7 protein-coding genes are annotated in these 13,102 nt (G+C 64.7%); 1 reads left to right on the forward strand and 6 read right to left on the reverse strand.

Annotation, left to right across the window (positions count from 1 at the left end; genetic code table 11):
* Positions 1 to 103 precede the first annotated feature (103 nt).
* Positions 104 to 4,522 (forward strand): MobF family relaxase, encoded by a 4,419-nt coding sequence (mobF, locus tag ACTDXD_RS27230; protein WP_440127919.1) that lies wholly within the window; start codon positions 104 to 106, stop codon positions 4,520 to 4,522.
* A gap of 166 nt (positions 4,523 to 4,688) precedes the next feature.
* Here the strand turns inward: mobF and ACTDXD_RS27235 are convergent, their stop codons facing one another.
* The 6 genes from ACTDXD_RS27235 to ACTDXD_RS27260 are packed head-to-tail and all read right to left on the reverse strand — an operon-like array spanning position 4,689 to position 13,072.
* Positions 4,689 to 5,294, reverse strand: a complete 606-nt coding sequence (locus ACTDXD_RS27235; RefSeq protein WP_440127850.1) for a hypothetical protein — start codon at positions 5,292 to 5,294, stop codon at positions 4,689 to 4,691.
* Positions 5,291 to 7,102, reverse strand: a complete 1,812-nt coding sequence (locus ACTDXD_RS27240; protein ID WP_440127851.1) for a type IV secretory system conjugative DNA transfer family protein — start codon at positions 7,100 to 7,102, stop codon at positions 5,291 to 5,293. Before ACTDXD_RS27240 ends, ACTDXD_RS27235 begins: the two co-directional genes overlap by 4 nt.
* Positions 7,099 to 8,592 carry an ATP/GTP-binding protein gene (locus ACTDXD_RS27245; RefSeq protein WP_440127852.1) on the reverse strand — a complete coding sequence of 498 codons (1,494 nt, stop codon included), beginning with the start codon at positions 8,590 to 8,592 and terminating at the stop codon, positions 7,099 to 7,101. Before ACTDXD_RS27245 ends, ACTDXD_RS27240 begins: the two co-directional genes overlap by 4 nt.
* Positions 8,592 to 10,184 (reverse strand): hypothetical protein, encoded by a 1,593-nt coding sequence (locus ACTDXD_RS27250; RefSeq protein ID WP_440127853.1) that lies wholly within the window; start codon positions 10,182 to 10,184, stop codon positions 8,592 to 8,594. The genes ACTDXD_RS27245 and ACTDXD_RS27250 overlap by 1 nt, the downstream gene beginning before the upstream one ends.
* Complete coding sequence (locus tag ACTDXD_RS27255; protein ID WP_440127854.1) at positions 10,184 to 12,328, reverse strand: hypothetical protein; 2,145 nt, start codon at positions 12,326 to 12,328, stop codon at positions 10,184 to 10,186. The genes ACTDXD_RS27250 and ACTDXD_RS27255 overlap by 1 nt, the downstream gene beginning before the upstream one ends.
* Positions 12,329 to 12,331: 3 nt before the next feature.
* Positions 12,332 to 13,072, reverse strand: coding sequence for a hypothetical protein (locus ACTDXD_RS27260; protein WP_440127855.1), 741 nt, complete (start codon positions 13,070 to 13,072; stop codon positions 12,332 to 12,334).
* Between the last annotated feature and the right edge of the window lie 30 nt (positions 13,073 to 13,102).

The following is a 13,102-nucleotide window of genomic DNA, read 5'->3' on the forward strand; positions in this document are numbered from 1 at the left end:
CACTCATGCAGCACAGAAAGGGGACACACCTCTTGCTGTTTTACAGATATTCGGGAGAGTTGCCGCCGACCAGCGTGATTCTGACGCTACGATCTTGATCGTGATGACCCTCCACGTCCTGCATGCAGCGGACGGCTACGAGTACCTGACACGTCAGGTAGCGACAGCCGACCGCGAGCGTGAACGTGGCGGAGAGCTGACCGACTACTACACCGCCCACGGCACCCCGCCCGGAGAATGGTTCGGCTCCGGACTCGACGGATTGAACGACACTCTCGACGATCTGCACGCCGACAGTCTCGGACGAATTAGCGCCGGTGATGAGGTCACCGAAGCCCAAATGAAGGCGCTCTTCGGTGAAGGACTGCACCCCGATGCCGACACCATCATCGAGGAATTGCAGCGTCGCGGAGTGCCATCAGAGGATGCGATCCGCCTCGCCCGCCTGGGTCGCAAGTTCCCCACCTTCAAGAACAATGTCGAGCTCATCACCCGGCACGCTGCCGAACTTGCGGAGTTCGTCGAGGCACACAATCGCGCCGCAACCGCAGAAGAATCGTCCGCGATCCTCGACCGGATCGCCGGAGGAATGTTCCAGGACAAGCACGGCCGCCCGGTCGCCAACGAAGCCGAACTTCGCAACTGGATCGCCCACGAGAAGGGAAAAGTTCGACACCCCGTGGCCGGACAAGATCTTGTATTTACCCCACCGAAGAGCGTATCGAGCCTGTGGGCCATCGCCCCGAACGATCTGCGCGTCGAGATCGAACGCATCGTTGACCAGACCGTAAAAGACACGCTGCTCTGGCTCGAACAGAACGCATGCTTCACCAGAGTGGGGCTCCGTAGTGAGGAGCAGATCGACGCCAACGGTTTCGTGGCCACGCTGTACAAGCACTTCGACTCCCGCGCCGGCGACCCGAACCTGCACACCCACGCGGTCGTCTCCATCAAGACGCAGGCCACCGAGGATGGAAAGTGGCGCGCAGTCGACGGGTCCACGCTCTTTCGCTTCGCCGTCTCCGCCTCACAACGTTTCAACGCCGAAGTCATGCAGCGAATGAACACCGAACTCGGCCTCGACCTCGCCACTCGACAGGTCGAACAAGGCAAGCAACCCATCGTGGAACTGGCCGCCATCCCGGCGGAAGTACTGAACATGTTCAGCTCCCGCCGCACCGCAATCGAGGCTCGCCGCGACGAACTAGTCGCCGACTACCGCGCCAAATATCAGCGAATGCCCACCGCCAAGGTGATGTACCAGCTCTACCAACAGGCCACTCTGGACACCCGAGAAGGCAAGGCCGAGCCGAAATCCCTGGCCGAAATGCGCGCCGAATGGCGCACCCGAGCCGCCGACCTGCTCGGCGGACATGCAGCTCTCGATCAACTTGTTCACGACGCACTCTCCACCGATCACGCCGCACAGCCGGAAGGCCGCAGCCTCGACAACGATGCCCGTGCGGTACTGACCAAACTCGAGTCCAAGCGGTCCCGCTGGCAGCTCCCGCACGTACTTTCCGCCGCCCAAGCGCACCTGGCCGGACAGAAGTTCCCCAGCATCGACACGTACCGCACGGCCATCGACCAGCTCACCGCGCGAGTATTGGAGCTCTCGGTCACCACTCCCCGGACGGAACTTCCCGCCACACCGAGACGACTATGCCGCCGCGACGGCGACTTCGTCCTGTCCCACCACGGCAGCCACAAGCACAGCTCCCAGACCTTGCTCGACGCCGAATCCATGATGATCTCGGCGACCAGCGAGCCCACCGTCTTCACCGCCCGAACCACCACAATCACGTCCGTCTACGAGCAGATGCGCACCGACACTGGACGCGACCTCAACGCTGGACAACGCACCCTGACCGAACACTTCCTACAATCCGGGGCGCTACTTGCCACCGGAATCGGCCCCGCAGGCACCGGAAAAACCACCAGCATGAAGGCTGTTGTCGACGCGTGGAAGGCCGAAGGACACAACGTCATCGCCCTTGCCCCCTCGGCTGTTGCAGCGGACACTCTCGGCGAAGAAGTTGGTGTTCCTGGCCTGACCCTGGCCTCGCTGACCTTCCCCTGGCGCGGACTCATCGGCAATCGTCCCGGCACCATCACCAGCCGAGTCGACATTGCACCGGGCACCATGCTGCTCGTCGACGAAGCCTCCCTCGCCTCCACCCTCGACCTCGCTGCCGTCGTCGACATCGCCAAAGAACGTGGTGCCGTCGTGCGTCTTGTCGGCGATCCCGCGCAGCTCGACGCCGTGGAAACCGGCGGCCTGCTGCGCTACCTGGCCGAGCACACCGACGCACCCCAGCTGACCACCGTCGTCCGGTTCGGCGACGACATCGCCCAGGCCGAGAACTCACTGCTGCTGCGCTCCGGCGACAGCACCGGCCTGGATCTGCTCTACGAACGCGAGCTCGTGCGCGAGGGAACACGCGAAGAAATGATCGGCCACGCAGTGCAGAACTACCTGCACGACCTCGCCGACGGAAAAGACTCCCTCGTCATGCTGCCCACCCGCGAAGACGTGCGAGCAGCGAACCTACAAGTCCAAACCGCCCGCCAGCACGACCGAACCGCCGACACCACCGTGGTGATCGAGCTGTCCGACGAGCTTCGAGCCGGTCGCGGAGACATCGTGCTCACCCGCGAGAACCGCCACGATCTGGTCCCCTCCGGCGGCAAGAAAGCCGGGGCCTTCGTCCGCAACGGCGACTTGTGGGAGGTCGTCGACGTACTACCCGACCGCGGCGCGTTGACCGTGCGCCACCTCGAACACGGCGGCGTGATCACCCTGCCGGCCGACTACATCACCAGCCGGGTCGAGCTCGGCTACGCCTCCACCGTGCACCGCGCCCAGGGCGTCACCGTCGACACCGCACACACAGTCACCACCCCCGGCATGGACTGCTCCGGCCTCTACGTCGCCGTCACCCGAGCCCGCACCGACAACCATCTCTACGTCCCCGTCGACGTCGACGTCGACCAGGACACCGAGCGTCCACACCTGGCAGACAAGAACATCTCGACCGGCCGAATGATCCTCGAGACCATCGTGGCCACCGACAACAGCCACCGCACCGCCACCGAAGAACTCGCCGAACAAGCCGCCCACGCGGCCGACCCGGAACGCCTGCGCGAGGCATACCTCGCCGCACAGCGACGCCTGCGCGACGACGCACTCGACACAGAAATGCGCCGCACTCTGCCCGAGCCGATCGTGCGCATGGTCGACGGAACGGAAGGATGGGCGCGACTACGACAGGTGCTCGCCGACGCCCACGACCACGGATACAGTGCCCGCGCCGTGCTCGGCGAAACCGTCGCCATCGGCCCGCTGCGGGGTGCGAAGGACGTCGGCGCGGTCCTGGCCCACCGTGCCCGCACCATCGTTGGACAGTTCCACGACCATCCGGCGTTGCCGCCGCTGCCGATCCGCAGTCTCCTCGACACCGATACCGAGATGTACGAGTTCGCGGTCGAATGCGCCCGCCGCTACACCGAGGCCACCGACCACGCCGCCGCCGACGACACCGGAATCGGCGAGGTGATCCGCCGCTACCGCGACACCTCCGCGCTACTCGAAACGCAGCGAGTCCGCACCCTCGCCACTGCCGCATTCGGAGAAGAGACCGGCAACCGGATCGCTGCGGAAGCCTCCGCACGCCTGCTTGCCCGCCAGTTCCACCGCGCCGTCCAAGCCGGTATTGACCCGATCAACCTGCTCACCTGGCACCGCGAGCGACTGACCGAACAGGGCATCGACATCACCGCCGCTGCACTGCGCTCCGACATGGCCCGCCCGTTGACCGAGCTGATTGCCCGCCGAAACGGTGAGTGGCTCGAGGCGCACCACGACACCATCGCGGAGCACCTGCCCACCCTCGCCTTGCAGACCGACGACGAGCGGGCACACACCATCGCCGGACGTATCGAACACATCCACCACATCAGCGGTGCCACCGTCGACGAGATCGTCACCGACCTCGCACAACGGGCCGGGGCCACCGCCCCGGCGACCACATTGCTCGCCGAACTCGACCGCATCGCCGCCGACGGCCGCGACTTCACCCACCCCGACGCACCCGAGTGGATCGTCGCGCCCGTCTCCGGCGCCGACACCATCGACGCCGACCTCGCCCAGCAGATCCGCCAGGACTACCAGACCATCACCGACCTGCACCGCGACTACCGCGACCAGCTCACCGACGACACCGCCCCGACCTGGGCACAGTCGAGCCTCGGCCCCTGCCCGAACGATCCAGAAAACGCTGACCTGTGGCGGGCGACCATCGCCGATGCCGCCGCCTACCGCAGCGCCCACCACGTCACCGACGACGCCACCCTCGCCGGTGGCCGGCCGAACGACCGCCGCACTGGACTGGACTGGACTCATATCGAACGCCACCGCAGCCAACTGCTTGAACAGCAGAAGCGTCAGCAGCACAGCGCCCACCCCATACCGCAGCACCAGCCCGACATGGCGCACACCGCGCAGCGCACACGACGAGTGTGACCGTAGAGACAAAGACACGGCTTCGATCTGGACGGGGGGATGCCAGATCGAAGCCGTATCGGTGTTGTGGTGGCCGGTCGCGGCACCTGGGCGGGCACTTCCGCTGCCGCCACCATCCCCGAGAAAAAGACCAGGTGGTGAGCCAGGCCTGTATCCCTCGGCAGTCTTATTTCCTCACGTATGCCTCCCTATCGTCCGACCACTGCCACACGTGACCGTCGTATGACACTGGTCCGAACTCATCATCGGCATCGACCGGATCCGCGTCACCGGAATCGATCAGATCGACCATCTGCGCTGCATCGATCGTCGTAGCCGTCGAGCCCCCCACCGAACCGGTGGCAGCGACCGCTGCCGCAATCGGTGTCGGCCGCGCCGCGACGTCCGCCGCGATCCACTCCTGCACCCCGTCGAACAGCGTGACCTGCACTGTCGGTGGTTCGCAGCTCCCGTCGATGCAGTCCGCGAACTCGTCCGAGTTCGTCGCCAAACGCTGCAACAACGGCATATACACCTGGTAGTGCCAGCTTCCCGGCGACCACGAATGCGTCGCATCCTCGGCAAGCTGCTCGTAGGCCACCTTGTGCGCCGACATCGCCGCAGTGAGCTCCTCGACCATCTTCGGATGCCGGTACCAGCAACTTTTGATCCGATCGGTCAGCCGATAGCAGCCGCGAAACCACTCCACCCAGTCGATCAGCTCGACCCACAACGCCTGCGCTTGCTCCTGGTCAAGATGCCGCCACGACAACCGTCCCGGCTTGTAGCTCACCCGATCACCACCTCACCCCTTGCGCACGACCACGCCCAATCAGGCAGCTCGCCCGTCTCGCAGATCCACTCGTAGACCTCCCGCGACTCGAGCACGCGCTTCTTCCAGTGCTCGATGTTCCACACCAGCGGCAGGTGGAGCAGGATCGGAGCCGATCCGCGATAGATCATCAACGCCTGATCGGCGGGCATCCCCCGAATCTCGGAGTCGGCCATCACCTTCCTCTGGCGGGGAGCCTGCTTCGGTGACCACCACTCCTCGCGCTCGCCCGTCAGCCGGGAAATCTGCTCGAGTTCGTTCACGTCACCGAGGCCGGGCAGAACGATCCGCACCGGCGAGTTCGTCGTGAACATCTTCCCCGCGCTCATACCCCACCGCCGGATGTTCTGTTCCTGACCGTGAGAGAACGCCCAGATCGAGATACCCCGACCCCCAGAGTCGGTGATCTTGTCCGGCAGATCCGGGATCGGAGCGACGTTGTTGACCTCATCGAGCACCAGCCGCACCGGAGGATCGAACCGCTCATCAGGGAATTCCCGCGAAATCTCTTTGGCCAGGTAATACACCTCAGCTGCCAATGCCGAGACGATCGGCGCGCTCGAACCGGACGAGCCCTCCGAAAGCAGATACAGCGTCCCACCGGCACGGATCAACTTCTCGATATCGACCGACTCGACCGCCGTGACATTGACCGCCGCCATCAGCTTCGGCGAGGCCAGCGGGTCGAGCAGCGTCGAGACCGTCGACATCACATCATCGACCGAATCGGAGCCGGACCCGCCGAGCTGGGAGTACTCCACGCTCCACGTCGGCAGATCCCGGTCCAAAATCTCCTTGACCTTCGGCACCTGCCGCTGCATCGCCCACCGGTAGAACACCGTCACATCACCACCGGACACCGCCGCCGCATACAGACAACACCGCAGATACTTCGCCGCGTTCGCCGAGAAATAGCCGCCGTTCTTGGTATCTCCGAGCGGAACAGCTTGCACCAACGCATCCGCACGCCGAATCGCAGTGTCCGGGTCACCGCAGCCAGCCAACAGCGACCACCGCATCGGCGTCGGCCACCGCGTGATGCCCTCCGGGTCGAACACCTCGACCGGCCCGACCGCCAACCGCTGCCCAACCGAGGACCACAACAGATCCGGCTTCGTCGTCGTGGCCAGCACGAACCCGACCGACTCGACGATCCGCTGCCAAGCCAAACGCCAGCTCTTACCCGACCCGGTCGGCCCCTCCACCAGCGCGCCGTCCCGGTACTGGGTGAACACCTCGGCATCGGTGCCGTGCTCGCCGTAGAGTGCGCCGACCCGTGTCGCCACCACGTGCGCGTCGAGCTTGCGGGCCGGTGTATCACTCAGGCTCGGCCGATTCGCCTTGGCCGCCTTGACCGCGCTCTTGCGATCCAAACCCCGCCGCCGCAGCTCTGTCGGGTCCGCGAAACCTTGCTGTCGGCGACGTGTGGCGCGTTGACGTGCGGAGATCTCGCCGACGATCATCACCACCGCGGTCATGTAGAGCAACATCGCCACGACCAGACATACCCATGTCGCGGTCGCCGAGCCCGGCCGATCGCCTTCCGGCCAGCCCACGGTCGGATCCCCCGGGGTGAGGATCAACGCCCGCATCACCGACAGCGACCCGTAGAGCCCCTCCGGCCACACCAGACCCGCGCCGGTGACCACCCCGGCGGCTGCGCCGCCGACGTACACCGTCCACAAAACACCACCTACCAGCGCCACGACCGGGCCGGTCCCGACCGGGATCACCGGCCGCGCCGGCCTCATCTCTGGACGTTCGGTCACTGCGCCGCCCCCACCAGATCAGCGATCGCTTCCGACTCGAGCGTGTCGGGCAGGCGGATCTGCTCAACCAGCATGGTCGACTCGCCGCGAATGACCTCATCGGTGTCGGTCAGCGCAATCTCCAACGGAGACCGTTCGTGCTTCATCAGCACCGGATCGGACTTGCCCATCACCACGAGGCACTGGCCCTTGTGCATCGACATCAGCAGATCAACGCAGTATTCGGGCAGGTGATACATCCGCACCGTCTGCTCGGCATCATCGACGCGATCCTGCCCGTACAAGAACACGATGCCCGCTTCCTGCATCAACGCCCGAGCCGGAGAATCCGGAGGCAGGTCCGCGATGTGGTGGAACGCCGAGACTGTCGAGAGTCCGAGACCGCGCGAGAGCTTCATATTGTCGCGGAAGACCTTGCCGGTCGATCCTTCGGCGATGTGCCAGCCCTCTTCGACAATCAACACCGTCTGCTTACGCTCGGACGACCTCGCGGCCAGCACATTCGACAGCCACGTATTGATGACCGTCATCACCACCCGCAGCGCGGGGCCTTTGTTCGGCAGCTCGGAAACGTCGAAGTGCACAAGCGGATGATCGAGCGCATTGCGAACATCGGCCGAGGTCGGCTGATCGACCAGCCCGCGTAGATCACCGTCGCAGAGCTGCCGCAGCGCCAAACCCGGATCACGCCCCCACCGGCGCGACTCTTCTGCCCACACCTCACCGAACGCCTCGGTCGCCTCGTCGGGAGTGGACAACAACAGGTCGGCGACGTCGCGGAGAATCGGCTCGGTGCCGGTCTGACGCGCCCGTTCGTTGACCAGCCGCAACGCCAGGTTCAGCGCCGCGATCTCCGTTTGCACCAGCGTGCGCTGCATCGTGTCTTCGAGGACAGCGGCGATCAACACCTCCTGACCTGCGGGCACGATGCCGCCCGACGTGGTCACCGACGACGAAATCGCCGGGTCCATCAGATTCAGACGTGCCCCATCGCCGCCGGTCTTGAATTTGATCGACGGCACCCCGAGCGCTTTCGCCAGCTCGGTGTACTCGCCACCTCGATCGCCTTGACGCTTCTTGTCGATCACCACGACCTGCCGGCCCGCCGCGATCTGCCGCAGCCCGAGAGCGGTCTTGATCAGCGAGGACTTCGCCTTACCGATATCGCCGACCACCGCGACGTTGATGTTCTCGATCTCGCTGCCGTACAGGGCGAAAGGATCGGTAATGACCAGCGCATTCGACATCAGGTTCCGGCCGGAGACCAGCCCTTCATGGCGCACGTTCTTGCGGGTGGTCGCCAAATTCAGCGCCTCAGACTGCCGGGTCGTCGACCACACCCCCTCAGGGCGAGGCTCATACCAACCCCACCGATCGAGCCATTTATTGCGCTTCGGTGCCCGCCTCCGCGGAACAACGGCCGAGGCAGTCTCCGCGCTCTCCGGAAATGTCGACGTAGCGGGCTTCCTGCGACTGCGTAGTGACGGCATCAGATCCCCTTGATCCGTGTGAACTTCGTGGCCGCCAACCCGCGGCCGAGTGGCACCGTGAGAAATTGCGCAACATCGTGGCTGTCGTCGTACCAGGTGAATTCCTTGATCGCGGCCTGGTCAGCGGCCTGCTCGAGCCGCGCACACGCCCGCATCACCGCATCCTCATCCGGCGCGGTGACCGCTACAGCCATCGACCAAATCACCCCGTGGTGGCCCGATCCCGGCTTGAGATCTTCCCGGCGCCGCATCGACGCCGACGCCATGACCTCCGAGGCCCCGTCGGTGACCTGCCCCTTCTTGCGTTCTTTGTACTGGCGCGCCGCATCCTCGGTCGCATCCTTGCGCGCTGCCTGCCGAGCCTTGACCGCATCGACGAAATCCATCCGCACCTTGACCGTGCGAATCGTCGGCTGCGCCGGTACCCCGTCCACCGGATCACCGGGGTCCGGATCGACGCCGGTCAACAGCGGCGAGAGCCATTCTGCGTGCAACGGGATCGGCTCGATTGACCCGGGCCGGATCAACCCGACACGGGTGTCCCAACGGTCCGACACCCGCACCGACAGATCCCCACCGACATAGGACGGCCAGCAGTTCTCCCAGCTGGCACCACGATGGGCATCGAGCGCGTAAGACGGATCGAGCATCGCCCGGAACACCGCACAGGCCCGTTGCTGGCCGAGCACCTGCACCTGCCCGAGCCGAGCAGCCTGTAGGGCACCGACCGCCCGCATCGTCTCGTCAACGATGACCTGGCCAATAGCAGCCTTGACGCTCACGTCCTTACGCTTGGACACCGCCCCGGCCGCTGACAACAGCTCGATCGACTTCGGGAAGATCAACGTCGCGTAGCAACGATGCTCCTCCGACTCGGGAGCCAAGTTGTCGATGAGCTGGCCGTAGGACTCGATCGCAGGCAGCACCCGGTCCACGTGCGGGTTCGCTTTGACGACACCTTCCATCCACGCCACATGCGGAGTCAGATCCGCCGGCACCGACCGATGCACCATTTCCAGGCCCCGGATCAGCGAGGACCGGCGAGCGAAGGACGCCGCCGCCCGCGAAAACGCCTGCGAGGTCACCGCCCACTCCGCCGCACCGCGGAGCCCCTCAGCCAGCCCTTGGATCGACAGAACCACCGAGTAGTAGTTGTTGTCGCCAGGGGTCTTGTGCTCGAGGATGAACATGTCATCGAGGCCGGTGTCGGTCAGATCCAGCGGTACGACGTCACCCAGCGGCACCGGAAGCTCCCAGCCCGGATCCGCCCCAGCCACCCCGTACAACTCGTCACCCTGGGTACGGAAGATGTGCTCACCGGCCTTGCGTCGCAGCCGGTCACGCAGTCGGCGCAGCTTCTCTGCGGCCCACGATCGGCGACCGTTGATGTCGGTGGTCGCACCCAACGTGGCGGCCACCACCGCAAGGACACCGCCCAAGGTCCAGATCGTCGATCCGAAATTGAGGAAGAGCAAAATGGAGAGCACCAACGCCGCTGCGTACGCAGCGAGCACCGGCTCGGGAACGGGGATCAATCCCCGACGAGCAATCTCCGAGCCGAGGATCGACGTGCGCTGCTCACTGTCACTCATCACTGACCTCCTGTGTTGTCGGCCTGTTCAGGGGCGTTCTGCGCTGCCTGCGCCGCCTTGTTCAGCGCTGCGCCGCCAACGGTGCCAGCCACCATGACCGCACCGACCCCGGCCGTCGCGAGCGTGCCCGACGCACCCTTGGCCGCGGACATGAGCTTGCGTGAGTGTGCGCCGCCGTGACCGCTGCCGCTATGACCTGCGGCAGCACCCGAGTGGTGGGACGCGGACCCTCCGGAGTGGTGCGTCGACCCGCTCGACGACGAATGCGAGCTCCCCCCACCGCCACCACCGCCGGACGGCGACGGTGCGGCACTTGCCGATCGTGCCGAGGCGATCTCACCGCCACCTCCACCACCGCCATGCCGCCCCATCATCGCCATCTGAGCGGTCTGCAACGTGTTGCCCAACCCCTCACCGGTCGCAGATCCCGTGTCGCCGAACCCTTCCGAATCCTCGCTCGACGGCATGAACGGGGCGTACTTGAGCAGCGACCACGGGGCCAATCCGACCAGGCCGATGCACACTGCTGTCATCGCCAATGCTCCGAGCGAGGCGAGGTCGCCACCGACGTAGGCACCCGAGCTGCTGTCGATCAACACAGCGGTCAAAAACCCGAGGCCGAGAAAGATGACCGGCTTGGAGAACACGATCGAGACGAACACGAAGATCGGCCGCATAGCCTTCTTCCGCTGGACGGGATGAATCCACAGCCCGAAAGCAACTCCAGCCAGACCCGCCAGGATCGGCAATGCCGCGGCATGCATCAACATGCCGAAGAACAAGCTCAGCGCGCCGAGGAACAGCAAACCGAAGAACACGATCGCGGCGATAGGGCCGCCGACCAGGGTGTCCTCGGTGATACCTCCGAGCATTGTCGACACCGACACCACGGCCTGCTCCATGTCCTGCTTCAGCAGACCGGACAGCACTGTGGTGAGACCGTGCGAGAGCTGGACCAGCAGCTCTGCGGCGGCCGGCGCGAACATCATGCACACCAGCCCCATGGGCGCGTATCCGATGAGGCTGTAGGCCAGTTCCATTCGGGTCGACTTCTGCGTGGACGTGCGGTAGATCGTGAAGAACGCGGTGATCGACATAACCAATACGCCTATGCCGCAACTGATCGCGTACCACTTCAGGAAATTCTCATCACGAGGATTGAACTCGCTGATGTTCGACAACCCCTCGAGGACCGAGGTGGTCAGTGACACCGCGCTTTCCTTGGTGCTGTTCGCCCAGTCGTCGATCACACTGCCGGGATCACTGATGAACGCGATCGTCGCGGCCGCGTTGTCAATACCCGCGAGTCCTGCGCTGACGCCGAGCTTGATGTGCAACGGCGTGACCGCCTCGAGGACGACCCCACCGAGGTTTGCCAGGTCCACGAACCTGTCAGCGATGTCCTTGTTCTGTTCCTTCCAGTTCCAGATCCCGCCGAACATCTTGCCTATTTGGATATTCCAACCACGGCACTGGTTCACATTGTTAAGTGCGTTTGCCTTGTCGCAGTCCAGGAAATATGCACGGTTGCAGAGCATCTCGTGATCGCTGCATGGATTTTCGAAGATGTCGTCAGGCAGGTTGTCCACATACTCCTGCTGCTTCATCAAGTCTATGGACGCGGCATCAGGCTGGGTAGCCCAGGTGAAACTCCAGTGGTTTCCGGCCGGTGCGGACCACTTCGCCAGATCACCGGCGCACATGCCCTTCGGCGGCGAGTACCTGTCGTCGCCAGAGGGGTAGGAGTCGGGCCAGTTGGTCGGCTCCTTACCGTCGAGCACGGCTTGGCGGGCTTCGTCCTCCGAGACACCCATCAGCTCCGAGTATTGAGCGGCGCGCTGCGTTACCGGCGCGGCCCAGTACATGATCCGCTGGTCATAGCGGAGGTACTGGCCGAGATACAGACCGTAGTCGCCACCCTTGTCCGCGCACTCCGGATCGGTCGACCACCCGGCCGCGTCGAACTCCGGGTGACCAGGGAAGAACTGCTTCAGCTCTTCGGGCATCCCGGCGGGCCACCCCTCAGCGGCGGCATCGAGCGGCTGCGCCAACGCCGGTGTAGCACTCGATGCCAGCGCCAGCGTCGCCAGCGTCGCCAGCGTCGCCAGCAACGCCGCAAGAAATGTACGGACAAGGGTTCGCATCAGCTACTCCACGAAGAAGGTGTAGAGGCCGTTTGCACCGAACTCGGCCAGCGTGGAATCCCCTTCGGGGAACGACACCTCGGACGGTTCGGGGCCAGTGCGGAATGACCAGTCGACCGCCTTCCAGTCCTCGTTCTCCCACTGCACGGTCACGGTCGTCGTTGCCCAGATCGTGATGACGCTGACGTTGCCGGTGCCGCTCAGGTCGTTTTGACTTGCAGAGACCGCCCATACCGACACCACCGCGCGGTCGTCTGAATAGTCGGTGACGTTCACCAAGGCCGGGAGGACGTTCATCACCGTCTCCTCGGCCTGCGATGCGCTGTCGTCGAGAACAGCGGTCAAGGCATCGGTCGCCTCGCTGCCCACCAGATTGCTCTTCGCATCTTCGGCGGTGATGCGTCCCAGAGACACCTGGTTCGCTACCTGGATGAAGTTCGTGGCGGCGGTCTGTGCGCCGGCCTGCGTGTGGTCGTAGCCGTGCGGGATGCCATTGGTGATCTCGTTCGGGCCGTGACCGGTCCGCACCGTGTCGGAGCTCGTGCTTCCGCCACCGCCCATCGTCGCCGCCACAAGGACCACGACGATCGAGAGAACGAAGAAGGTGAGGAAGCCGTACTTCTTCCAATTGGGAATGCGGTTGTACGCAGCCTTCCAGCTACCCGGTTCTGCGGTGCTCGAGGACGATGTGGCCGCCACCGACGGTGAGGAACCTGGCTTGATCGAACTGAAATCGGGTGCCATGCGAATCTCCTAGAAGTCGAATCGAGTTCG

The organism is Rhodococcus sp. SJ-3, assembly GCF_051918125.1.
Taxonomy (GTDB): Bacteria; Actinomycetota; Actinomycetes; order Mycobacteriales; family Mycobacteriaceae; genus Rhodococcus.

What these genes read in the sequence shown, in the direction of transcription:
- ACTDXD_RS27250 (WP_440127853.1), bottom strand. Translation starts at nt 10,184, where the DNA reads ATGAGTGACAGTGAGCAGCGCACGTCGATCCTCGGCTCGGAGATTGCT.
- ACTDXD_RS27255 (WP_440127854.1), bottom strand. Translation starts at nt 12,328, where the DNA reads ATGCGAACCCTTGTCCGTACATTTCTTGCGGCGTTGCTGGCGACGCTG.
- mobF (WP_440127919.1), top strand. Translation starts at nt 104, where the DNA reads ATGACCCTCCACGTCCTGCATGCAGCGGACGGCTACGAGTACCTGACA.
- ACTDXD_RS27260 (WP_440127855.1), bottom strand. Translation starts at nt 13,072, where the DNA reads ATGGCACCCGATTTCAGTTCGATCAAGCCAGGTTCCTCACCGTCGGTG.
- ACTDXD_RS27245 (WP_440127852.1), bottom strand. Translation starts at nt 8,592, where the DNA reads ATGCCGTCACTACGCAGTCGCAGGAAGCCCGCTACGTCGACATTTCCG.